Source organism: Ciceribacter sp. RN22, from assembly GCF_024054295.1.
GTDB lineage: Bacteria > Pseudomonadota > Alphaproteobacteria > Rhizobiales > Rhizobiaceae > Allorhizobium > Allorhizobium lividum.
Genome location: NZ_JAMXLD010000001.1, coordinates 1,368,518 through 1,390,219 on the forward strand (window position 1 = coordinate 1,368,518; position 21,702 = coordinate 1,390,219).

Annotated in this window: 23 protein-coding genes and 1 tRNA gene; 18 read left to right on the top strand and 6 right to left on the bottom strand. The window is 63.8% G+C overall.

Going from position 1 to position 21,702, the window contains the following annotated elements:
- Positions 1-27: 27 nt before the first annotated feature.
- The 4 genes from NHF53_RS06825 to hemB form a co-directional block, all read right to left on the bottom strand.
- Positions 28-786 carry an arginyltransferase gene (locus tag NHF53_RS06825; RefSeq protein ID WP_252833617.1) on the bottom strand — a complete coding sequence of 253 codons (759 nt, stop codon included), beginning with the start codon at positions 784-786 and terminating at the stop codon, positions 28-30.
- 27 nt (positions 787-813) lie between these two features.
- Positions 814-2,643 carry an SLC13 family permease gene (locus NHF53_RS06830; RefSeq protein WP_252833618.1) on the bottom strand — a complete coding sequence of 610 codons (1,830 nt, stop codon included), beginning with the start codon at positions 2,641-2,643 and terminating at the stop codon, positions 814-816.
- 180 nt (positions 2,644-2,823) lie between these two features.
- Positions 2,824-3,282 (bottom strand): RDD family protein, encoded by a 459-nt coding sequence (locus NHF53_RS06835; RefSeq protein WP_252833619.1) that lies wholly within the window; start codon positions 3,280-3,282, stop codon positions 2,824-2,826.
- 79 nt (positions 3,283-3,361) lie between these two features.
- Positions 3,362-4,375, bottom strand: coding sequence for a porphobilinogen synthase (gene hemB, locus NHF53_RS06840; RefSeq protein WP_252833620.1), 1,014 nt, complete (start codon positions 4,373-4,375; stop codon positions 3,362-3,364).
- 209 nt (positions 4,376-4,584) lie between these two features.
- Here hemB and NHF53_RS06845 point away from each other — a divergent pair, with 209 nt between their 5' ends.
- The 7 genes from NHF53_RS06845 (at position 4,585) to NHF53_RS06875 (ending at position 10,984) form a co-directional block, all read left to right on the top strand.
- The gene (locus NHF53_RS06845; RefSeq protein WP_114362312.1) at positions 4,585-5,022 is read left to right on the top strand and encodes a DUF6163 family protein; all 438 of its coding nucleotides are present in this window, start codon (positions 4,585-4,587) and stop codon (positions 5,020-5,022) included.
- Positions 5,023-5,153: 131 nt separating this feature from the next.
- Complete coding sequence (gene ldtR, locus NHF53_RS06850) at positions 5,154-5,663, top strand: transcriptional regulator LdtR (protein WP_112687282.1); 510 nt, start codon at positions 5,154-5,156, stop codon at positions 5,661-5,663.
- Between the two features lie 313 nt (positions 5,664-5,976).
- On the top strand, positions 5,977-7,314 hold the full coding sequence (locus tag NHF53_RS06855; RefSeq protein WP_252833621.1) for a murein L,D-transpeptidase: 1,338 nt from the start codon (positions 5,977-5,979) through the stop codon (positions 7,312-7,314).
- A 167-nt stretch (positions 7,315-7,481) separates the two neighbouring features.
- Positions 7,482-8,771 carry a serine hydroxymethyltransferase gene (gene glyA / locus NHF53_RS06860; protein ID WP_114362063.1) on the top strand — a complete coding sequence of 430 codons (1,290 nt, stop codon included), beginning with the start codon at positions 7,482-7,484 and terminating at the stop codon, positions 8,769-8,771.
- Between the two features lie 9 nt (positions 8,772-8,780).
- Positions 8,781-9,257, top strand: a complete 477-nt coding sequence (gene nrdR, locus NHF53_RS06865) for a transcriptional regulator NrdR (RefSeq protein WP_112687028.1) — start codon at positions 8,781-8,783, stop codon at positions 9,255-9,257.
- A 3-nt stretch (positions 9,258-9,260) separates the two neighbouring features.
- On the top strand, positions 9,261-10,346 hold the full coding sequence (gene ribD, locus NHF53_RS06870; protein WP_308218634.1) for a bifunctional diaminohydroxyphosphoribosylaminopyrimidine deaminase/5-amino-6-(5-phosphoribosylamino)uracil reductase RibD: 1,086 nt from the start codon (positions 9,261-9,263) through the stop codon (positions 10,344-10,346).
- Positions 10,346-10,984 carry a riboflavin synthase gene (locus tag NHF53_RS06875; RefSeq protein WP_252833622.1) on the top strand — a complete coding sequence of 213 codons (639 nt, stop codon included), beginning with the start codon at positions 10,346-10,348 and terminating at the stop codon, positions 10,982-10,984. The genes ribD and NHF53_RS06875 overlap by 1 nt, the downstream gene beginning before the upstream one ends.
- Positions 10,985-11,075: 91 nt before the next feature.
- Here NHF53_RS06875 and NHF53_RS06880 read toward each other — a convergent pair whose 3' ends face one another.
- Positions 11,076-11,417, bottom strand: a complete 342-nt coding sequence (locus tag NHF53_RS06880) for a hypothetical protein (RefSeq protein ID WP_252833623.1) — start codon at positions 11,415-11,417, stop codon at positions 11,076-11,078.
- Between the two features lie 301 nt (positions 11,418-11,718).
- Here NHF53_RS06880 and NHF53_RS06885 point away from each other — a divergent pair, with 301 nt between their 5' ends.
- The 4 genes from NHF53_RS06885 to NHF53_RS06900 all read left to right on the top strand — a co-directional run bounded on the left by NHF53_RS06885 (position 11,719) and on the right by NHF53_RS06900 (position 16,230).
- Positions 11,719-12,177: a 6,7-dimethyl-8-ribityllumazine synthase gene (locus NHF53_RS06885; protein WP_114362068.1), complete on the top strand. Its 459-nt coding sequence runs from the start codon at positions 11,719-11,721 to the stop codon at positions 12,175-12,177.
- Between the two features lie 3 nt (positions 12,178-12,180).
- Entirely contained in the window at positions 12,181-12,666 is a 486-nt protein-coding gene (gene nusB / locus NHF53_RS06890) for a transcription antitermination factor NusB (RefSeq protein ID WP_114362070.1), read from the top strand.
- Positions 12,667-12,688: 22 nt separating this feature from the next.
- A complete protein-coding gene (locus tag NHF53_RS06895) occupies positions 12,689-13,912 on the top strand; it encodes an MFS transporter (RefSeq protein ID WP_252833624.1) in 1,224 nt (407 codons plus the stop codon).
- A gap of 179 nt (positions 13,913-14,091) precedes the next feature.
- Positions 14,092-16,230, top strand: coding sequence for a sodium-translocating pyrophosphatase (locus NHF53_RS06900; RefSeq protein WP_114362072.1), 2,139 nt, complete (start codon positions 14,092-14,094; stop codon positions 16,228-16,230).
- Positions 16,231-16,346: 116 nt separating this feature from the next.
- Here NHF53_RS06900 and NHF53_RS06905 read toward each other — a convergent pair whose 3' ends face one another.
- Entirely contained in the window at positions 16,347-16,841 is a 495-nt protein-coding gene (locus tag NHF53_RS06905; protein WP_114362314.1) for an outer membrane protein assembly factor BamE, read from the bottom strand.
- 195 nt (positions 16,842-17,036) lie between these two features.
- Here NHF53_RS06905 and NHF53_RS06910 point away from each other — a divergent pair, with 195 nt between their 5' ends.
- From NHF53_RS06910 to NHF53_RS06940, 7 genes are all read left to right on the top strand, one after another.
- A complete protein-coding gene (locus tag NHF53_RS06910; RefSeq protein ID WP_252833625.1) occupies positions 17,037-17,645 on the top strand; it encodes a ubiquinol-cytochrome C chaperone family protein in 609 nt (202 codons plus the stop codon).
- A complete protein-coding gene (locus tag NHF53_RS06915; protein WP_252833626.1) occupies positions 17,642-18,205 on the top strand; it encodes a DUF177 domain-containing protein in 564 nt (187 codons plus the stop codon). Before NHF53_RS06910 ends, NHF53_RS06915 begins: the two co-directional genes overlap by 4 nt.
- A 108-nt stretch (positions 18,206-18,313) precedes the next feature.
- Complete coding sequence (gene plsX / locus NHF53_RS06920; RefSeq protein ID WP_252833627.1) at positions 18,314-19,360, top strand: phosphate acyltransferase PlsX; 1,047 nt, start codon at positions 18,314-18,316, stop codon at positions 19,358-19,360.
- Positions 19,361-19,378: 18 nt separating this feature from the next.
- The gene (locus NHF53_RS06925; protein WP_252833628.1) at positions 19,379-20,350 is read left to right on the top strand and encodes a beta-ketoacyl-ACP synthase III; all 972 of its coding nucleotides are present in this window, start codon (positions 19,379-19,381) and stop codon (positions 20,348-20,350) included.
- A 107-nt stretch (positions 20,351-20,457) separates the two neighbouring features.
- Positions 20,458-20,796, top strand: coding sequence for an integration host factor subunit alpha (locus NHF53_RS06930; protein WP_112687048.1), 339 nt, complete (start codon positions 20,458-20,460; stop codon positions 20,794-20,796).
- 134 nt (positions 20,797-20,930) lie between these two features.
- Positions 20,931-21,464 (top strand): MerR family transcriptional regulator, encoded by a 534-nt coding sequence (locus NHF53_RS06935; protein ID WP_252833629.1) that lies wholly within the window; start codon positions 20,931-20,933, stop codon positions 21,462-21,464.
- Between the two features lie 94 nt (positions 21,465-21,558).
- Positions 21,559-21,635, top strand: a tRNA-Pro gene (locus NHF53_RS06940).
- Positions 21,636-21,702 lie beyond the last annotated feature (67 nt).

The following is a 21,702-nucleotide window of genomic DNA, read 5'->3' on the forward strand; positions in this document are numbered from 1 at the left end:
GCTGCAAAACCTCGACGGAAACCGGCCCTAGTCTTCGGAGGGTGTGTAACGCTGCCAGCCCTGGCTCAGGAGGTGCTCCTGCGGCTGGAAGCGGATCTTGTAGCCCATCTTGTCGGATCCCTTGACCCAGTAACCGAGATAGACATGCGGCAGGCCGAGCGCCTTCGCCCGGTTGACGTGGTCGAGGACCATCAGTGTGCCGAGCGAGCGTTGCTCCATGGCCGGATTGAAGAACGAGTAGACCATGGACAGCCCGTCGCTCATGAGATCGCTGAGCGCGACCGCGACCAGTTCGCCCTTCGGCTGCGCTTTCAGCCCGTCGCCGGGTGCGCGCAGGCGGTATTCGATGATCCGGGTTTGCACATGGGTGTCCTCGACCATGATTGCATAGTCGAGTGCCGTCATGTCGGACATGCCGCCGCTCTGGTGGCGATGATCGAGGTAACGGCGGAAGAGGCTGAATTGTTCGGAGGAGGGCTGCGCCGGACAAGCCGTCGCGACGATGTCGCGATTGGCGGCGAGCACCCGACGGAAGGATCGGCCGGGCGTGAATTCCTGGGCCAGGATACGCACGGAGATGCAGGCGCGGCAGGATTCGCAGGCCGGCCGGTAGGCGATGTTCTGCGAGCGGCGAAAACCGCCCTGCGTCAGAAGGTCGTTCATCTCGGTCGCCCGTGGCCCGACGAGATGGGTGAAGACCTTTCGCTCCTTCTCACCCGGCAGGTAGGGACACGGCGCCGGCGCCGTGAGGTAGAACTGCGGGGAAGGGGACGTCTGGGTGTTCATCGTGGCCGGGGCCCGATCCTTTCGCGACTACAGTCCATAATACCATGGCGCAAGAATGGAAAACGTCAACCATATGATGACGACGAGCGGTGTGCCCGCCTTCACGAAATCGGCGAACCGGTAGTGGCCAGGTCCCATCACGAGCAGGTTGGTCTGGTAGCCGACGGGGGTCGCGAAGGAACAGTTGGCGGCAAAGATCACCGCGGCGGCAAAGGCGCCGGGCGGTGCGCCGACGCGATGGGCGACGTCGAGCGCGATCGGCATGAAGAGCGCGGCGACGGCGTTGTTCGAGAGGATGTTGGTCAGCACCGCCATCAGCAGGAAGAGCACGGAAAGCAAGACGGCGGTCGGCGCGCCATCCATCAGGGCGATCGTCTCCTGCGCAATCAGCGAGGCCCCGCCGGTATGCTCAAGCGCGGTCGCGAGCGCGATCGCAGTGCCGATCATCAGGTAGATCTGCTTGTCGAAGGCGCGGCTTGCCTGATTGAGCGTCAGGCAGCCAAGCGCGATCATCAGGCCGGCGCCGACGATGGCGTTGACCACGATCGGGGAGATGTCGAACGCCGAGAGCAACACGATGCCGGCGAAGATTGCAGCGGCGATCCTCGCCTTGCGCTTCTGCGGCACGGATTCGGCGGAGTACTCGAGCAGGAGGATGTCGTGGTTGCCCCGCATCGCGGCGAGGGCGTCCATCGTGCCACCGATCAGGAGCGTATCGCCGGCTTCGAGCCGTATTTCGGAAAGGGCGGTGCGCGCCATGCGGCTCTTGCGCTGCACGCCGAAGACGGCGACGTCGAACTGTGCCTGAAGCCCGGAGAGCTGGATCGTGCGGCCTTCGTAGCGCGAGCCGGGGGCGATCACCGCTTCGATGATGTGGTAATGGGCGCCGGGCGGCACGACGTCGATGTTGCTGCTGTAGCCGTCCTCGCCCTCTAGTCCTGTCGTTCCCTTCTCGCCCTTGGCGATTGCATCCATGAAGGCCTTGCGCGTTCCCGTCACGATCAGAATGTCGCCCGGCATCAGGGTGATGTTCTCGAAGGGCGGGCGGATCGGAACGTCGCGGCGCAGGAGCAGGCGTGGCGTCAGATCACGAATTTCCGGAAAGAACCCGGCCTTGGCAGTCATGCCGATATAGCGGTGGCCCGCCGTCAGGAGGATCTCGCCGACGAACTGCGTGCCGGTGACCTGGTTCTCGCGTGACGCCGCCGATATGCGGTCCTTGAGAAGGCGCGGCATGAGGATGAGCACGTAGACGCTGCCGACGGCGGCGAGCAGTGCGCCCATGCCGGTCAGGTCGAAGAAGCCGATCTGGAGGCCCTGCTGCGCCGCGAGCCCGGCCGCGATCATGTTGGTCGAGGAACCGATGATGGTGGTCATGCCGCCCAGGATGGTGATGAAGGAGAGCGGCATGAAGATCTTGTAACTCGGCACCCTTTGTTGCGCCGCGACGACCGTCAGGATCGGAATGAAGATCACCACAACCGGCGTATTGTTGAGAAAGGCACTGGTGGTGCCGGTCACGCCGAGGATGATGGCTATGGTGAGCCATGGCCGGTTGGCGCCGAGATTGCCGAGAACACGGGCAGGGCGCTCCAGCGCATCAGTGGCGAAGAGGCCCTGGCCGACGATCAGCAGCGCGATGACGGTCGCAAGCGCCGGATTGCCGAAGCCTGCGAGCAGCGCGTCCGGACCGAGCACACTGCCGTCCGGGGCGCGCATCGGAAAGGCGCCGAAGATCGCGAGAAGCGTGGCGAGCGAACCGAGCGAAACCGCCTCCACCGAATAGCGGTCGCTTGCGAAGGCGATGATCGTGGCAAGGATGACGACGAAAGTGGCGACGAGATGGAAGTCCGGCATTCATTGGTTCCGCTGCAGGGGCCGGCCGATCGGGCTGTCCGGGCACGGCCCTTTATGTCGATCCAAGGGCGAGCGGAACAGTCCTAGCGTTTCAAATGTCGCGAGGTCCAGGAAATATTCTTGCGCGATGGAGAGCCGAGGCAGGTGTCCTGTGCGCCTGCCACGACATCGCGGCCTTCGTCAGGCCGTGCGGATGGTGGCGGTGCCGACGAGGAAATCGTGGACCAGACGCGAGCGTTCGGTGAAGAGGCCGGCAAGGAGAATCAGCGGCGTCAGCACCGAGTTCAGGATCCAGAAGAGCGCGAGATGCGCGATCGCGGTGACGAAGTCGATCTTGCGACCGTCGACCCTCACCATGGCAACTCCCATGGCGCGCATGCCGGGGGTGGCCTGGAACGGGCCCGCGAGCGATATGCCGAAATAGAGGCCGGCGACGATGAAAAACAGGATCGGATAGAGCAGGAAGCCGAGGCCGAGCGTCAGGATGCCGACGAAAAAGACGAGCACGGCCGCCGGGATCCACAGGAGCGCGATGATCAGGTAGTCGATGATGAAGGCGAAGACGCGCCGCGACAGAACCCCGCTATAGGCCCGCCAGTCGTCCGGGGCCGCATAGAGCGGATTTGGATTGTAGGTCATGACATGCGCTCCTTTCGATTGAAGACGCATATGGGGTGTCGGGCGGACGTTGGCAATCCGCCTCGGCGGGGTATCGCCTTTATTTCGCAAGCTTTCTTGCGACGTCCATCGCGAAGTAGGTGAGGATGCCGTCGCAGCCCGCCCGTTTGAAGCAGAGCAGCGTTTCCATCATCGCCTTCTCTTCGTCGATCCAGCCGTTCATCGCGGCCGCCTTGATCTGCGCGTATTCGCCGGAAACCTGGTAGGCGAAGACCGGCAGGCCGAAGGCTTCCTTCATCCGCCAGCAGATGTCGAGATAGGGCAGGCCCGGCTTCACCATCAGCATGTCGGCGCCTTCCTCGACGTCGAGGGCCGCGTCGCGGATCGCTTCCGTGCCGTTCGCCGGATCGATGTAGTAGCTCTTCTTGTCGCCTTTCAGCAGGCCGCCGGTCGAGATCGCCTCGCGGTAGGGGCCGTAGTAGCAGGAGGCGAACTTCGTCGCATAGGACATGATGCCGACCGACTGGTGGCCGGCGGCGTCGAGGCCGCGACGAATCGCGCCGATGCGGCCGTCCATCATGTCGGAGGGGGCGATGATGTCGGAGCCGGCGTCCGCCTGCAGCACCGCCGCCCGGACGATCTGGTCGACCGTCTCGTCGTTGACGATCTCGCCGTCGCGCAGGATGCCGTCATGGCCGTGGCTGGTGAACGGGTCGAGCGCCACATCGGTGATGACGCCGATATTCGGCACGGCCTTCTTGATTGCCGCGGTCGTGCGATTGATGAGGTTGTTGGCTTCGAGGATCTGTGATCCCGTCTGGTCGCGCAGCTCCATCTCGACATTCGGAAAGGTCGCGAGCGCCGGGATGCCGAGATCGGCCGCCGCCTTCGCCGCTTCCACGGCCTTGTCGACGGACATGCGGTTGACGCCCGGCATTGCTGCGATCGGTTCGACGATGCCGGTGCCCGGAATGATGAAGATCGGCCAGATCAGGTCGTCGACGGTCAGCCGGTTCTCGAGTACCAGCCGCCGCGTCCAGTCGGCCTTGCGGTTGCGTCGCATCCGCCGGTGACCGGTGATCTCGTCGACAAGGTGGGTTTTGTCCTGCGTCATGGCACTCGTCCTCGCTTGGTGGCTCAAACCGCCGGCTGCATAGCACGAGAGCAGAGCCGTGCAAAAGCAAACGTCGTCGCAGCCCCTTCGGACGTTGCGGCGCCGGCTGTCGGCACTTCAAACGATGCGCTGTGGGCGAAGACGGGCAGTCCCCGCCTTTTCACTGGAAGTCGCTGGCGGCGGCTTCGGCGTCCGCCTATGTTTTGCGGATGGAAGCTGATTCGCCGCACGTGCCGAAGCGCAGCCTAACGGAGACCCTGTTCGTGACCTTCCTCCGGTTGGTCGCGGTTTCCTGCCTGTGGTTCGGCCTACAGTATTGGGCGATGCTCGTCGGCTATTCGTTCGGCGGCAGCGCCCGCTTCGATCTCCTGAACCTGCCGTGGAAAGTCGCCGCCAGCAGTCTCGCCGTCGTCTTTCCCGTCGCCGCGCTCGGGCTCTGGCTCGCCGTCTCCTGGGGGCCGGTGATCTGGGTCGTCGCGGCCGGCGCCCAGATCCTGATGTACGGTGTCTGGAGCAGCGTCTACGGCAGCAACAATCTCGTCGTTCCGATGCACTCGGCAGTGGTCGTCGCCTACCTCGCGTTCCGTGCCGCGCTCTGGCTGCAACAGCGCCGCAAGGCCCAGGAGATAAGGGTTGATTTACCCTGATCGACACTCGTGTTTCGGTAAGCTCCTGTTAAGCCTGCATTTTAAATAGAATTTTAGGCGCATTCGATAGTGTCCCTCACAAGGCGGGAAGAAAACCAAAAGCCGCCAGACAAACAGTGAGGCAGATCGACATGAACACGAAACTGAAGCCGCAGCCGGCAACACATGACCCGCATGACGATGCAATCCGCTCGCTCTATCTGGAATCGCTCCACCTGGTCGAGCGGCTGCATCGCCGCCTTCTGGACGTCATCAAGGACGAGTTCGACCGTCAGGGTCGCAGCGACGTCAACGCCGTCCAGGCGCTCCTTCTCTTCAACATCGGCAATTCGGAGCTGACCGCCGGCGAGCTGCGCTCGCGGGGCTACTATCTCGGCTCGAACGTGTCGTACAACGTCAAGAAGCTGGTCGACCTCGGCTTCATAAATCACCAGCGCTCGCGCATCGACCGCCGTTCGGTCCGCATCAGCCTGACCGATAAGGGCCAGGAAGTCGCCGAGACCGTCGCCCGTCTTTACGAGCGCCACATCGGCTCGATCCAGAAGGTCGGTGGCATCGGTTCGGACGAGTTCACCCAGATGAACAAGCTCCTGCAGCGCCTCGACCGCTTCTGGAACGACCAGATCCTCTACCGCCTCTGATCCACAAGGGGCACTGCGAGGTACTGCATTTTCCTCCAGTCATGCAGTCGCACGACGAGGCGCCTGGCGGCAGCAATCTGCCCGCCACGGCGCCTGCGTGCGTTCGATGGCGCAAGGCGACACGGATTCGTGAGTGGCGGCCGGTGACACGAATTGGCCATATTGATATGGGAGCGCCGGGGAGGAAGAAGCGCCGCGTGGCCCTCCTGTTCGGATGGCCGATTTCCGGGATGCCGGTCATGCGCATGCGCGTTTGTTAACCATGCCTGTGTATAGCCTGGCTGTCTGTCCTTTTGGGAAAATGGTAGGGAATATGTCGAATAAGCCTGCAGAACTTGCCATGTCGCGTCGTGCTCTGCTGCGAGGTGCCGCTGTCGCCGGTGTCGCCGCACTCGCCGGGCAGGCGGCCGCGCAGACTGCGATCGACGACGTCATCAACGCGCCGCGCCGGGGTAACTGGGACGACCAGTTCGATGCGCAGGTTTCGCGCGCAAACGCCAACGTCGTGTCGAACACGCCGATCCTCAGCCCCAGCAACGTCATGCATGTGCAGCAGGCGATCGCCAACTATCAGGCAATCGTCGCCAATGGCGGCTGGCCGCAGGTCAATCCCGGCGTCAAGCTGCAGCTCGGAGCCATCGATCCGTCGGTGCAGGTGCTGCGTCAGCGCCTGATGATCTCCGGAGACCTGCCGCGCTCGGCCGGGCTTTCCAACTCGTTCGACACCTATGTCGACGGTGCGGTGAAGCGCTTCCAGGCCCGTCACGGCCTTCCGGACGACGGCGTGCTCGGCGAATTCACCCTCAAGGCGCTCAACGTTCCGGCCGATACCCGCCTGATGCAGCTCAACGTCAACCTGCAGCGCCTGCAGGACGTTGTCAGCAAGCAGCTCGAAGCGCGTTACATCATGGTCAACATTCCGGCCGCCTATGTCGAGGCCGTCGAGAATGACCGCGTCGCGTTGCGCAACACCGCGATCGTCGGCCGCATCAGCCGTCCGTCGCCGCTGGTGAGCTCCAAGGTTTCCGACATCATCCTCAACCCGTACTGGACTGCGCCGCGCTCGATCGTCGAGAAGGACATCGTGCCGCTGATGCAGAAAGATCCCACCTATCTGGCGCGCAACAGCATCCGCCTGATCGACGGCAAGGGCAACGAGGTTGCGCCGGAAACGATCGACTGGTTCGCGCCCAAGGCACCGAACCTGATGTTCCGCCAGGACCCGGGCAAGATCAACGCGATGTCCGCGACGAAGATCAACTTCCCGAGCCCGGAAGCGGTCTATATGCACGACACCCCGACCCAGGGCCTGTTCAACAAACTCATGCGCTTCGAGTCCTCCGGCTGCGTGCGCGTCCAGAACGTCCGCGACCTCATCGTCTGGGTGCTGAAGTACACGCCCGGCTGGAGCCGCCAGCAGATCGAGCAGGTCATCGCATCGCGCGTCAACACCCCGATCCCGGTGAGCGACGACGTTGGCGTCCACTGGGTCTATCTGACCGCATGGTCGGCGAAGGACAGTGTCGTCCAGTTCCGCGACGACATCTACCAGCTCGACGGCAACGTCCAGCTCGCGCTCGAAACCAATATCGGCGTCGAACAGGTCGCCGGCTCGATCTCCGTCGACGACGACCTCGTGCCGCAGCAGTAAGGGCGTTTGCCGCTCTCCTTCAAAGCCGCGCCTCTTTCGAGCGCGGCTTTTTTCGTCGATACGGGGCGTTACCGCTCTTTGATGCTCAAATGTCGTAACCCGTATTGCTCTTGATCCTGCAGGAGGCTAAGACCCCTTGGCATCAACCCGTTCAGGAGCTTTCTATTATGTCGAACACCGATGCCTTCTTCTCCCGTCCGCTTGCCGAGGTCGATCCCGAAATCTTCGGCGCGATCGAGAAGGAACTGGGTCGCCAGCGCCATGAGATCGAGCTGATCGCCTCCGAGAACATCGTCTCGCGGGCCGTGCTCGAGGCGCAGGGTTCGATCATGACCAACAAGTACGCCGAGGGCTATCCGGGCAAGCGCTATTACGGCGGCTGCCAGTATGTCGACATCGCCGAGGAACTGGCGATCGAGCGCGCCAAGAAGCTCTTCGGCGTCAACTTCGCCAACGTTCAGCCGAATTCCGGTTCGCAGATGAACCAGGCGGTCTTCCTGGCGCTGCTGCAGCCCGGCGACACCTTCATGGGCCTCGACCTTAATTCCGGGGGGCACCTGACCCACGGTTCGCCGGTCAACATGTCCGGCAAGTGGTTCAACGTCGTTTCCTACGGCGTGCGTGAAGGCGACAACCTGCTCGACATGGATGACGTTGCCGAGAAGGCCCGCAAGCACAAGCCGAAGCTGATCATCGCCGGCGGCACCGCCTATTCCCGTATCTGGGACTGGAAGCGTTTCCGCGAGATCGCCGACGAAGTCGGCGCATGGCTGATGGTCGACATGGCCCATATTGCCGGCCTCGTCGCCGGTGGCCAGCATCCGTCGCCGTTCCCGCACTGCCACGTCGCGACCACCACGACGCACAAGTCGCTGCGCGGTCCCCGCGGCGGCATGGTGCTCACCAATGACGAGGATATCGCGAAGAAGATCAACTCCGCCGTCTTCCCCGGCCTGCAGGGCGGACCGCTGATGCACGTCATCGCCGCCAAGGCAGTCGCCCTCGGTGAAGCACTGAAGCCGGAGTTCAAGGACTATGCCGCGCAGATCGTCAAGAACGCCAAGGCGCTTGCCGATACGCTGACCGCGGGCGGCGTCGACATCGTCTCGGGCGGCACCGACAACCACCTGATGCTCGTCGACCTCAGGAAGAAGAACGCCACCGGCAAGCGCGCCGAAGCGGCGCTCGGCCGCGCCTACGTCACCTGCAACAAGAACGGCATCCCCTTCGATCCGGAAAAGCCCTTCGTCACCTCGGGCGTTCGCCTCGGTACGCCGGCCGGCACGACGCGCGGCTTCAAGGAAGCCGAGTTCCGTGAGATCGGCAACATGATCATCGAGGTTCTGGACGGCCTGAAGGTCGCCAATTCCGACGAGGGCAATGCCGGCGTCGAGGCTTCCGTCCGCGAGAAGGTCGTGGCCCTCACCGGCCGCTTCCCGATGTATCCTTACATGTAAGGAACGCGGATGCGCTGCCCTTTCTGCGGATCGGACGAGACCCAGGTCAAGGACTCGCGGCCGGCGGAGGACAACACGTCCATCCGTCGGCGCCGCATCTGCCCGGATTGCGGTGGTCGCTTCACGACCTTCGAGCGGGTGCAGCTGCGTGAACTGACGGTGGTCAAGAAGACCGGCCGCAAGGTTCCCTTCGACCGCGACAAGCTGGTTCGCTCCTTCGAGATCGCGCTGCGCAAGCGGCCGGTCGACCGCGACCGTATCGAGCGGGCGGTCTCCGGTATCGTGCGGCGGCTCGAAAGCTCCGGCGAGACGGAAATCTCGTCGGAGGCAATCGGCCTGCAGGTCCTCGAAGCGCTGAAGAGCCTCGACGACGTCGGCTTCGTCCGTTACGCCTCGGTCTATCGCGACTTCTCGCATGCCGAGGATTTCGAGCATGTGATCGCCGAAATCAACGCCAAGATCTCCCGCGACCACGGGATGGAGTGAACCGTGGACGCCGCTTCCGACGACCGGCGGTTCATGGAAGCGGCGCTGCGTCTCGCGCTCACGCATCTGGGACGAACCTCCACCAATCCCTCCGTCGGCTGCCTGATCGTCAAGGACGGTGAGATCGTCGGCCGCGGCGTGACGGCCGAGGGCGGGCGCCCCCATGCCGAACCGCAGGCGCTGGCCGAAGCGGGGGAGAAGGCGAGCGACGCGACCGCCTATGTGACCCTCGAACCCTGTTCGCACTACGGCCGGACCCCGCCCTGCGCCAATGCGATCGTTGCCGCCGGCATCGCCCGCGTGGTGATTTCGGTCCTCGATCCGGACCCGCGCGTCTCCGGGCGCGGCGTGAAAATCCTCGAGGACGCAGGTATCGAGGTCGTCACCGGCGTTCTCGAGGAGGAGGGGCGCCGGGCGCTTGCCGCGTATCTCACGCGTCAGATCAAGAAACGTCCGCAAGTGATTCTGAAGCTTGCCATATCGTCCGACGGAATGATTGGCCGGAAGGATGAGGGGCAGATCGCTATCACCGGGCCCGAGTCGCGCGAGCAGGTGCATGTCCTGCGGGCCGAGACAGACGCCATCCTCGTCGGCATCGGCACGGCGCTTGCCGACGACCCGGAACTGACGGTCCGCTTGCCGGGGCTTGAACGCTATTCGCCGGTGCGCGTCGTCCTCGACCGCAATCTCGACCTGCCGCTCACCTCGAAGCTCGTGCGCTCGGCGCGAAAGGTTCCGGTGATCGCGGTCGCCGGCGAAGGCTCCGCCGAAAGCCTGCAAGCCCGCCGCGCAGCGCTGGAGGCCGAAGGCGTCGAGGTGGTGGAGGCGAACGATCTCGAAAGCCTGCTCTTCGGGCTGGTCTCGCGGGGCATCTCTTCCGTCCTCGTCGAGGGCGGCGCAAAGACCGCGAGGGCTTTCCTCGAGGCGGGGCTGGTCGATCGCATCCTGTTGTTCCACGGACCGAGAACGATCGGTCCGGGCGGTATTGCCGCACCGGTCGACACCGACCATATACCGGAAGGTTTCAAGCACGTGCGTTCGGCCGTTTTCGGCGCCGACCGCTTCGACGACTACGAGAGAGGGATCTGATGTTCACCGGCATCGTCACCGATATTGGCACCGTCGAGTCCGTCACGCCGCTGAAGGAGGGCGTCCGGCTCCGGATCGCCACCAGCTACGATCCGGCGACCATCGACATGGGGGCGTCGATCGCCCATGCAGGCACCTGCCTCACCGTCACCGGCCTGCCGGAGCAGGGCAGCAATGCCCGCTGGTACGAGGTGGAGGCCTGGGAAGAGGCACTGCGGCTCACCACCATCGGCAGCTGGACGAAGGGGACGCACGTCAATCTCGAACGGTCGCTGAAGATCGGCGACGAGCTCGGCGGTCATATCGTCTCCGGCCATGTCGACGGCACCGCCGAGATTCTGTCCGTGGCGCCGGAAGGCGAGGCCGTTCGTATCCGCCTCCGGGTGCCGGAGCATCTCGCCCGCTTCGTCGCGCCGAAAGGCTCGGTGGCGCTCGACGGGACCTCGCTCACGGTCAATGCGGTCGACGGCACCGATTTCGACATCCTGCTGATCCGCCACACGCTGGAGGTCACCACCTGGGGCGAGCGCAAGGCGGGTGACAAGGTGAACTTCGAAGTCGATACCATGGCGCGCTATGCCGCGCGGCTTGCTGAATTCCCCGACCGAACGACGACCGGCTCGGTTTCTGCCGGCTGACCCCGGCGCGCCAGTGCGGGGTATGTCGAAATGCGAAGACGCCCCGCGGGAAGACCCGCGAGGCGCCCTTTGATCCTGCCGCAAGGGCTGGTCAGCGGAGATAGAAGACGAAGCTGCCGTCGGCTGCCCGTTCGGCGCCGACGATGTTGCCGATCTCGACGTTCTCGGCGGTCAGTTGCCGGCGAAGGTTGTGGTTCGACTCGATCGATGCCTGCAGGTCGCGGGCGGACATGGAGGCGGGGCTCACGTCCTTGTATTCCGCAAGGCGCGGGCTGCGATGGTCGAGCGACGACAGCTCGACGACGTTGAACGCGGGGTTCGCCGTGGAGCGGAGCGCGTCGTCGACAGCACGCGGTGTCGCAGCGTGGCTGTACCCGGCGGCGGAAAGAACGGCAAACAGGGTGGCGGAGGCAATCTTGGCAAAGCGGTTCATGACTTTTCTCCTTTGATGAAGTCAGCGGAACGGGAGGGTTTCCGTGGCGCTTACGAAGAGAGATATGAGCCGCTTCCAGATCAACTTCCAATCACTAAGCTGTTGAATTCGATTAAACAATCGTAACGATTGTCGCCATGAAATCGCCTCTTTGGAGGCGTCGTCCGCGCGCCATGTCGGCGTCGACGTTTCGCATTTGGGCAGGGCCGGTCTAAAAACACTTGCCAATGGCGGGCGGGCATGGTTTGACCGCGGTCTGTTCGGGCCGCGCCCGATTTTCCCCGTTTCCAGGATCATACCCATGCCACAGACGCAATCGGCCCCCCATCTTCTGATCGTAGAAGCCCGTTTCTACGACGATATGTCGGATGCGCTGCTCGACGGCGCCAAGGCGGCGCTCGCCGAGGCGGGCGCGACCTATGATGTCGTAACCGTTCCCGGCGCGCTCGAGATTCCCGCGGCGATCGCCATGGCGCTCGACGGCGCCGATGCCGGCGGCACCGAATATGACGGTTTCGTCGCGCTCGGCATGGTCATTCGTGGCGAGACCTACCATTTCGACATCGTGTCCAACGAATCCTCCCGGGCACTGATGGATCTGGCGGTGTCGGAATCGCTGCCGATCGGCAACGGCATCCTGACCGTCGAAAACGAGGCGCAGGCCTGGGCGCGGGCCCGCCGCTCCGAGCTGGACAAGGGTGGCTTTGCCGCCCGCGCCGCGCTGACGATGATCGCGCTCAAGCGGAAACTGGGTGGCTGACCGATGGGCAAGGACGAGAAGCAGCAGCCGACGATCAAGGTCGCGAACCAGCGGGGTGCTGCGCGCCTCGCGGCCGTGCAGGCGCTCTACCAGATGGACATCGCCGGCTCCGGCGTGCTCGAAGTCGTCGCCGAATACGAGGCTCATCGGCTGGGGCAGGAGATCGACGGCGACACCTATGTGAAGGCCGATCCCTCGTGGTTCCGCTCGATCGTCTCCGGCGTCGTCCGCGACCAGACCAAGATCGACCCGCTGATCAGCAACGCCCTGCAGGACGACTGGCCGCTGTCGCGCATCGACAGCACCGTCCGCGCGATCCTGCGCGCCGGCACCTTCGAACTCCTTGAGCGCAAGGATGTCCCGGTCGCCGTCATCGCCACGGAATACGTGGAGATCGCCCGCGCCTTCTTCGAAGGGGAGGAGCCGAAGCTCGTCAACGCGGTGCTCGACCGTATCGCCAAGCAGGTTCGCGGACCTGCCGGAAAGTGACGAACGGGCGATAGGAGCCGAAATGAGCGCTGTCGAAGCAGGCGGGCTGGAAACGCAACTGAGCTCAGCCAAGCGCAACGTCTTCATCCTGACGGCCGCCCAGTCGATTCTCGGCTCGGCCGCACCCCTGAGCTTCTCCGTCGGCGGCCTTGCGGGGTTCCAGCTTCTCGGCGCCGACAAGTCGCTCGCCACCGCCCCGCTCACCGGTTTCAACATCGGCGTCGCCATCGGCGCGATCGTCGTCGCCCTGGCTTCACGTTTCCTCGGCCGCAGAACGAGCTTCATGTTCGGCGCGCTCATGGGTGCGCTCGGCGGCACCGTGGCGGCTCTCGCGCTGTTCCGCTCTGAATTCTGGCTTTTCGCCTTCGGCCTGCTGCTGATCGGTCTCTCCGGCGGCTTCACCCAGAAGATCCGCTTCGCCGCGGCGGACGCCTCTCCGACCTTCTACAAGGGCAAGGCCATTTCCTGGATCCTCGCGGGCGGCATCGTCTCGGCGATCGTCGGGCCGCAGCTTGCAATCTGGATGAAGGACTACTTCGCCCCGGTCACCTTTGCCGGCGCCTTCACGGCCATGGTGCCGCTGATGCTTGCCGCGATCGGTGTTCTCTCTTTCCTGAACCTGCCGGCCATGGACAGCCGCACCGGCACCGACGGCGCGCCCGCGCGGCCGCTGCGCGAGATCGTGATGACGCAGCGCTTCATCACCGGCATGATCTGCGGCGTCAGTTCCTATGCGCTGATGACCTTCATGATGACCGGGGCACCGCTCGCCATGGTCGTCGGCTGCGGCTTTTCCTCCGATCTCGCGACGCTCGGCATCCAGTGGCACGTGATCGCGATGTTCGCGCCGAGCTTCTTCACCGGCATGCTGATCTCGCGTTTCGGTACGGAGAAGGTGGTCATCGCAGGCCTTCTGATCCTGATGGCCTGTGCCGTCGTCGCCCATATGGGCGTGGAACTCTGGAACTTCTGGGGCGCGCTGGTCTTGCTCGGTATCGGCTGGAACTTCGGCTTCATCGGCGCGACCGCGATCGTCGCGTCCAGCTATCGTCCGCAGGAGGCCGACAAGGTGCAAGGCTTCCACGACATCATCCTTTTCGGGCTGGTGGCGCTTTCCTCGTTTTCGTCGGGCAAGGTCTTCACCGCTTATGGCTGGTCCTTCATGAACCTCGTCATCTGGCCGGTCACCATCGTCTGTCTGGTGCTGGTGCTGCTGCAGATGCGTGCCGCGCGCGCAAGGGCCTGAAAAAACCGCGACATTTCGCCTGTTTCCATCGCGTCGGCTGCAAAATGCGGCTCTTGACGCCATTCGATCCTCCACGCAATCTCGCGTCCGGGCCGATCAGCTTCTGAGGAGGGGCTTGAGTCCGGCGAAGGGACCGCGCGGCGCGACAGTGCGTCCGGGCGAAATTGGAGGTATTGCGAATGACAGTACTTGTGGGCGTTATTCTATGCGGATTGCTCTCGGTCGCCTATGCGATCTGGGCGACCCGCTCGGTGCTTGCCGCCGACCAGGGCAATACGCGTATGCAGGAAATCGCGGGCTTCATCCGAGAGGGTGCACAGGCCTATCTCGCGCGTCAGTACATGACGATCGCCATGGTGGGGGCCGTGGTGTTCATCGGCACCTGGCTTCTGCTTTCGGGAAGCGCCGCAATCGGCTTCTTGATCGGGGCGGTGCTCTCGGGCGCCGCGGGCTTCATCGGCATGCACGTGTCGGTGCGCGCCAACGTCCGCACCGCCCAGGCGGCCTCGGGCAGCCTTTCGGCAGGCCTCGACATCGCCTTCAAGTCCGGTGCGATCACCGGCATGCTGGTCGCCGGCCTCGCGCTGCTCGGCGTCTCCATCTACTTCTACGTCCTGACGGCGGTGCTCGGCCATGAGCCGGGCTCCCGCGAGGTCATCGACTCGCTCGTCGCGCTCGGCTTCGGCGCCTCGCTTATCTCCATCTTCGCCCGCCTCGGCGGCGGCATCTTCACCAAGGGTGCGGACGTCGGCGGCGACCTCGTCGGCAAGGTGGAAGCCGGCATTCCGGAGGACGACCCGCGCAATCCGGCGACGATCGCCGACAACGTCGGCGACAATGTCGGCGACTGCGCCGGGATGGCCGCCGACCTCTTCGAGACCTACGCTGTCTCCGTCGTCGCGACCATGGTGCTCGCAGCGATCTTCTTCGCCGGCACTCCGGCGCTCGAAACGGCGATGATCTATCCGCTCGCAATCTGCGGCGCCTGCATCATCACCTCGATCATCGGCACCTTCTTCGTCAAGCTCGGAGCCAACGGCTCCATCATGGGCGCCCTTTACAAGGGATTGATCGTCACCGGGCTCCTCTCGCTCCTCGGGCTCGGCGCGGCGACGTCGCTCACCATCGGCTGGGGTACGATCGGCACGGTCGCAGGTGCCGACGTTACCGGATGGAATCTCTTCTTCTGCGGCATTCTCGGTCTCGTCGTCACGGCGCTGATCGTGGTGATCACCGAGTACTATACCGGCACGAACAAGCGTCCGGTGAACTCGATCGCCCAGGCGTCGGTGACCGGCCACGGCACCAACGTCATCCAGGGGCTTGCCGTGTCGCTCGAGTCGACCGCCCTTCCGGCGATCGTCATCGTCGGCGGCATTATTTCGACCTACCAGCTCGCCGGCCTGTTCGGGACCGCAATCGCGGTGACGACCATGCTCGGCCTCGCCGGCATGATCGTCGCGCTCGACGCCTTCGGCCCGGTCACCGACAATGCCGGCGGTATCGCCGAGATGGCGGGCCTGCCGTCCGAAGTGCGCAAGTCCACCGACGCGCTCGATGCGGTCGGCAATACCACCAAGGCGGTGACCAAGGGCTATGCGATCGGATCGGCCGGCCTGGGTGCGCTCGTGCTCTTTGCGGCCTATTCGAACGACCTGCAGTTCTTCGCGACCAACAGCGACCGTTATCCGTATTTCGCGGGCATCGGTGACATCTCGTTCAGCCTGTCGAACCCTTATGTCGTCGCAGGCCTGATCTTCGGCGGCCTCATCCCTTATCTCTTCGGGGGCATCGCCATGACCGCCGTCGGCCGCGCCGCCGGTTCGATCGTCGAGGAGGTCCGCCGGCAGTTCCGCGAGAATGCCGGCATCATGCAGGGTACGGTGAAGCCGGATTACGGCCGCGCCGTCGACATGCTGACCAAGGCGGCGATCCGGGAAATGATCGTGCCGTCGCTGCTGCCGGTGCTGGCACCGCTCGTCGTCTATTTCGGCGTGCTGCTGATTTCCGGCTCCAAGGCCTCGGCTTTCGCCGCACTCGGCGCCTCGCTGCTCGGCGTGATCGTCAACGGCCTCTTCGTTGCGATCTCGATGACCTCCGGCGGCGGAGCCTGGGACAATGCCAAGAAGAGCTTCGAGGATGGCTTCATCGACAAGGATGGCGTGAAGCACCTGAAGGGCTCGGACGCTCACAAGGCGTCCGTTACCGGAGATACCGTCGGCGATCCCTACAAGGACACCGCTGGCCCTGCCGTGAACCCGGCGATCAAGATCACCAACATCGTGGCGCTGCTGCTGCTGGCGATGCTCGCCGCCTGACGAAGGCGTGGGCAACCGACAAAAGAAGAACCCGCGGAAAGCGATTTCCGCGGGTTTTCGCTTGTGTCCGTTCCGGAGCTCGGTCGACACCCGCTCGGGCGCCGGCACGAACCGGATCAGAGATTGCTGAACATGTGCTTGACGGAGTTGGCTGCGCCGCCGCCGCCCGACAGGATCTGCTGCAGGAAGGTGAGGTCCTTGCCGCCCGTTGGCGTGGTGCGGGATATGGTGTCGAAGACCTTCCCGTCCTTGAGCGTGTAGTTGGCGCGCTGGGCGACGACGCCGTCCTTGTCGAAATAGATCGCAAGCACCTGCTGGTCGACCAGCTTCGGCTTCATGAAGGCCGCCGAACGGGTGCGCTTCTGCGAGATGTAGTAGAAGACCTCCGCATCGAAGGTCGCGGTCGTCGAAGGCGTGCCGAGCGACAGGAGAACCTGTTCGCGGCTCGAACCCTCAGGGGCCAGGTCGAGAGCGGCCTGGTCGACGATGTAGCCGTTATGGAAGACTTCGGAGGTCTTGCAGCCGGAGAGACCGCCCACTGCGACGGCGAGGGCGAGGGCGGCGCCGAGAAATCGCCTGTCCGATCTGATGTATCGCATTTCCAACCACACGTCTCCCAATGACTTTTCCGTTGGAGCGCCGGGGCGCCCGCGAACCTGTTGCGCTATCATTGTGGCCTTTCCGGGGAAGACCGGCGGCACAACAAAGCTCCTCGCTTCGGCTCGTCCGGCGCATGGCGTGCATGGCAGGCGGCACAAAACGGCATTGCAATTCGCGTCTGCTTCGGTAAACCAGCTTTCGCAATCATGCAACACGACCATGGGCCGGCGAGGATGTTCCCGCGGCCCTTTTTGGCAGAATCGATGCTATTCGGATTTTTCCGGCAGAAAAAGCACAACCGGCAGATCATGGAACGACAGTATGCGGCGCTCACTGCGGCGGCGCGTACACCGTATTTCTATAGTGACCTCTCGGTTCCCGACACGGTGATGGGCCGTTTCGAGATGCTCTCGATCGTGCTGATTCTATTCTTCAGGCGCACGGCGAAATCGGCGCGCAGCGGCCAGGAACTCGCCCAGGAGATCATCGACGCCTTCTTTCAGGATGTCGATCATTCCATCCGCGAACTGGGTGTCGGCGACCCCGGCGTGCCGAAGCGGATGAAGAAGCTTGCCGGCCGGTTCTATGGCCGCGCCGAATCCTACGGTGCCGCGCTCGACAAAGATGACCACCAGCTGTTGGCGCAGGCGCTCGCGCGCAATATATATCCCGAAAGGGGCGATGACGCCCCCGACATGCAAGGGCTGGCCCGCTGGATGATCGAGGAGGAAGCGCATCTGCGCGACGTTCCCGAAGAAAGCGTGGAAACCGGGTCCGTCACAATGGCCGTTCCCGGAGGGCCGCGACTGCAATGAGTTCACATCACAAGCATGCCGGCGACGCGGCCTTCTCCTATCTGGTGAAGGTCGGCCACGTGTCGGCGAATCCCGTTCAGGTCCATGTCGAGGCCGACGAGCGCGAGCGCCGTGCGCTGGCAGCGCTCTGGAACGTGGAAGCGGTCGAGAGTCTCGGCGCCGATCTGCAGATCGCGCGCTGGAAGAAGGACGGCATCCGCATCAAGGGCCGGGTGAAGGCCGAACTGGTGCAGGCCTGTGTCGTCACGCTCGAGCCGGTGGTTTCGCAGATCGACCAGGAGATCGACCAGGTCTTCGTGCCGGAGGGATCGCGCCTGTCCCGGATACTGACGAACGAGGCGGGCGAGATGATTCTCGATCCCGAAGGCCCCGACATGCCGGAAACCTTCACCGGCGACACGATCGATGCTGGCGCACTGGTCTCCGAGTTCACGGCCCTTGCCATCGATCCCTATCCGCGCAAGGCCGGCGCCACCTTCGATGGCCATGTAGAGGACAACGGGGAGAGCGACCGCAAGCCGTCGCCGTTCGCCGTCCTGAAGGACTGGAAGAAGGAATAATCGCGGTTCGCAAACGGAAACGGTCGGCACAAATCGGTTGTGCGGGATCGCAAAAACGGTATTTTGGCCGAAATTTCGCCGGGCAGCGAAAGGAAGGATCAGACGAGAGTGATCAGAATTTCCCTTGATTTGATGGGAGGCGACTTCGGCCCTGAGGTTGTCATTCCCGGCGCCGCCAAGGCGCTGGAACGTCATCCGGGCGTCAGCTTTGTCATGTTTGGCCAGCAGGAGAAATGCGCGCCGATCCTCGCGCAGTATCCGGCGCTGAGGGAAAAGTCGGTCTTCCATCACTGCGAGATCGCCGTCGGCATGGACGAGAAACCGAGCCAGGCACTTCGCCGCGGCCGCTACAAGTCCTCCATGTGGAAGGCGATCGAGGCCGTGAAGGCGAAGGAAGCCGATGTCGCAGTCTCCGCCGGCAATACCGGCGCGCTGATGGCCATGTCGCTCTTCTGTCTTCGCACCATGGCAAACATCGAGCGTCCGGCGCTCGCCGGCATCTGGCCGACTCTCAAGGGCGAGAGCATCGTGCTCGACGTCGGCGCCACCATCGGCGCCGATGCGCAGCAGCTTCTCGACTTCGCCGTCATGGGCGGGGCGATGGCGCGCGCGCTCTTCGAGATCAACCGCCCGATGGTCGGCCTGCTGAACGTCGGCGTCGAGGAGGTCAAGGGCCAGGAAGAGGTCAAGGAAGCCGGCCGGCTGATCCGCGAGGCTGGCCTCGACACGATCAACTATTACGGCTTCGTGGAAGGCGACGATCTCGGCCGGGGAACGGTCGACGTCGTGGTGACGGAAGGCTTCACCGGCAACGTCGCGCTGAAGACCGCCGAGGGTACCGCGCGGCAGATCGCCGAGTACCTGCGTGCGGCAATGTCGCGCACCCTGCTCGCCCGGCTCGGTTATCTCCTCGCCAAGGAGGCGTTCGACCGGCTGCGCGAGAAGATGGACCCGCGCAAGGTGAATGGCGCGGTCTTCCTCGGCCTTAACGGGATCGTGATCAAGAGCCATGGCGGCACCGATGCCGAGGGCTTTGCAGCCGCGATCGACGTCGGCTATGACATGGCCCGCAATGGCCTGACACAAAAGATTGAAAACGACCTGAAAGAATATCATGCACGGCACTCCTCCAGTGCAGGGCCCGAAGCAGCATGATCGGTGGAGTTTGAAAGCATGATCCGTTCTGTCGTTCGCGGTTTCGGGGCAGCGCTCCCGAAGCGAGTGATGCCCAATCGCGAGTTGGAAGACATCGTAGAAACCTCTGACGAGTGGATCGTGCAGCGCACGGGCATTCGTCAGCGTTATGTCGCGGGTGAGGGGGAGACGACTGCGTCCCTCGGCGCCGATGCGGCGCGTGCCGCGCTCGAGAATGCCGGCATGTCTGCCGACAGCATCGACCTCATCATCTGTGCGACCTCAACGCCGGACAATACCTTCCCGGCGACCGCGGTCGACATCCAGAACCGTCTCGGCATCCATCACGGCTTCGCCTTCGACATGCAGGCGGTCTGCAGCGGCTTCGTCTATGCGATGGCGACCGCCGATCTCTACATTCGCGGCGGGCTGGCCAAGCGCGTGCTTGTCATCGGCGCGGAAACCTTCTCGCGCATCCTCGACTGGAAGGACCGCACGACCTGCGTTCTCTTCGGCGACGGCGCCGGCGCGCTGGTACTCGAGGCGGACGAGGGCAACGGCACCAATGCCGATCGCGGCGTGCTCGCCGCGCAGCTGCGCTCCGACGGCGTTCACAAGGAAAAGCTCTATGTCGACGGCGGGCCGTCGTCCACCGGAACGGTCGGCCATCTGCGCATGGAAGGCCGCGAGGTCTTCAAGCATGCCGTCGGCATGATCACCGACGTCATCGAGGCGGTCTTCGAGGCGAGCGGGACGACCTCCGACGACATCGACTGGATGGTTCCGCACCAGGCCAACCGCCGCATCATCGACGCATCGGCCAAGAAGCTCGGCATCCCGATCGAAAAGGTCGTCGTCACCGTCGATCTGCACGGCAACACCTCTGCCGCGTCCATTCCGCTCGCGCTCGCCACGGCAGCGGGCGACGGTCGCATCAAGAAGGGCGATCTCGTCCTGCTGGAGGCGATGGGCGGTGGCTTCACCTGGGGTGCCGTGCTCGTCCGCTGGTAATAGCGGCGACCAAAAATCGGATGTCGAACAAGAGCTTGACCGTCAAGCTCTTCGGCAATACTGTCATCGCGATTTGATAAAATGACTGTTTCAGGCGGGCGGATCACATGGCTGGGAAGACAGTTACCCGAGCGGATTTGGCAGAGTCGGTTTTCCGTAAGGTGGGTTTGTCCCGTACCGAGTCGGCTGAACTGGTCGAGACGATCATCGACGAGATCTGCAACGCCATCGTTCGCGGCGAAACCGTGAAGCTGTCATCGTTCGCCACCTTCCAGGTGCGCAGCAAGAACGAGCGCATCGGCCGCAATCCGAAGACCGGCGAGGAAGTGCCGATCTCGCCGCGTCGCGTGATGACCTTCAAGGCGTCGAACGTGCTGAAGCAGCGCATCCTGCGGTCACATCTTTCCCGCAAGGCCAAGCAGAAGCCGCAGAACCCGGCCTCCTGATGCCGATTGCGGTGGACCGCGGGGACGCCGCGCTCTCCGGATACTTGAAATCTCCTCGATAAACCGTTGAAATGCTCCGAATCATGACCCGGGGTTGTTGCCGCACGGGCCGCTTCAAGGACGGGAGCTGAATCGTGGACAAGAGCCCGGATGCATTTCGCACCATCAGCGAGGTCGCCGACGATCTCGATCTGCCGCAGCACGTCCTGCGTTTCTGGGAGACCCGCTTTCCGCAGATCAAGCCGATGAAGCGGGGAGGCGGGCGGCGCTACTACCGGCCCGACGACATCGAACTCCTCAAGGGCATCCGCCATCTGCTCTATGATCAGGGCTACACCATCAAGGGTGTCCAGAAGCTCCTGAAGACCAACGGCAACAAGTTCGTCATGGCGGTCGCGAGCGGCGACGTCGCGGCGATGGAGGCACTTGTCGCCGCAAGCAGCGGCAAGCAGGAAGAACCACGCCTTGCCGGGCCGGAGGAGGACCAGATCGTCGGCCGTCCGAAAGCACGCAGCACCGGGCGCTTCTTCGGTTTCGGCGGCAACGGCGACGACGTGCCGGAGGTGACGAACGGCAAGGGATCGGTCGGCAAGGAAGACCGTGCCCTGCTGCAGGAGGCGCTCTTCGACCTGCTGGAATGCAAGCGCCTGCTCGACCAGGTGCGCTGACCCATTCTTGTCGGCAAATCCTTTTTGGCGTACTTTTTCCCTTGCACAGCCGTGACCTAGCCATTAAGGAGAACGTGCTTTGCAAGAAGCTGGTCGGGGCGTAGCGCAGCCCGGTAGCGCACTTGACTGGGGGTCAAGGGGTCGCTGGTTCAAGTCCAGTCGCCCCGACCATTTAAAATCTTGATATCCCAGCATAATTTCTAGAGAAACAAGCGAACCGCGACGCTCGGTGAAGCCG

Bases quoted from the DNA above. Each gene is read 5' to 3' on its own strand.
- NHF53_RS06900 (WP_114362072.1), top strand. From the start codon at position 14,092: ATGACAGTACTTGTGGGCGTTATTCTATGCGGATTGCTCTCGGTCGCC.
- nusB (WP_114362070.1), top strand. From the start codon at position 12,181: ATGGGCAAGGACGAGAAGCAGCAGCCGACGATCAAGGTCGCGAACCAG.
- NHF53_RS06925 (WP_252833628.1), top strand. From the start codon at position 19,379: ATGATCCGTTCTGTCGTTCGCGGTTTCGGGGCAGCGCTCCCGAAGCGA.
- NHF53_RS06845 (WP_114362312.1), top strand. From the start codon at position 4,585: ATGGAAGCTGATTCGCCGCACGTGCCGAAGCGCAGCCTAACGGAGACC.
- NHF53_RS06825 (WP_252833617.1), bottom strand. From the start codon at position 786: ATGAACACCCAGACGTCCCCTTCCCCGCAGTTCTACCTCACGGCGCCG.
- NHF53_RS06910 (WP_252833625.1), top strand. From the start codon at position 17,037: ATGCAACACGACCATGGGCCGGCGAGGATGTTCCCGCGGCCCTTTTTG.
- NHF53_RS06915 (WP_252833626.1), top strand. From the start codon at position 17,642: ATGAGTTCACATCACAAGCATGCCGGCGACGCGGCCTTCTCCTATCTG.
- ldtR (WP_112687282.1), top strand. From the start codon at position 5,154: ATGAACACGAAACTGAAGCCGCAGCCGGCAACACATGACCCGCATGAC.
- NHF53_RS06895 (WP_252833624.1), top strand. From the start codon at position 12,689: ATGAGCGCTGTCGAAGCAGGCGGGCTGGAAACGCAACTGAGCTCAGCC.
- glyA (WP_114362063.1), top strand. From the start codon at position 7,482: ATGTCGAACACCGATGCCTTCTTCTCCCGTCCGCTTGCCGAGGTCGAT.
- NHF53_RS06880 (WP_252833623.1), bottom strand. From the start codon at position 11,417: ATGAACCGCTTTGCCAAGATTGCCTCCGCCACCCTGTTTGCCGTTCTT.
- nrdR (WP_112687028.1), top strand. From the start codon at position 8,781: ATGCGCTGCCCTTTCTGCGGATCGGACGAGACCCAGGTCAAGGACTCG.
- NHF53_RS06930 (WP_112687048.1), top strand. From the start codon at position 20,458: ATGGCTGGGAAGACAGTTACCCGAGCGGATTTGGCAGAGTCGGTTTTC.
- NHF53_RS06835 (WP_252833619.1), bottom strand. From the start codon at position 3,282: ATGACCTACAATCCAAATCCGCTCTATGCGGCCCCGGACGACTGGCGG.
- NHF53_RS06830 (WP_252833618.1), bottom strand. From the start codon at position 2,643: ATGCCGGACTTCCATCTCGTCGCCACTTTCGTCGTCATCCTTGCCACG.
- NHF53_RS06875 (WP_252833622.1), top strand. From the start codon at position 10,346: ATGTTCACCGGCATCGTCACCGATATTGGCACCGTCGAGTCCGTCACG.
- hemB (WP_252833620.1), bottom strand. From the start codon at position 4,375: ATGACGCAGGACAAAACCCACCTTGTCGACGAGATCACCGGTCACCGG.
- NHF53_RS06855 (WP_252833621.1), top strand. From the start codon at position 5,977: ATGTCGAATAAGCCTGCAGAACTTGCCATGTCGCGTCGTGCTCTGCTG.
- NHF53_RS06885 (WP_114362068.1), top strand. From the start codon at position 11,719: ATGCCACAGACGCAATCGGCCCCCCATCTTCTGATCGTAGAAGCCCGT.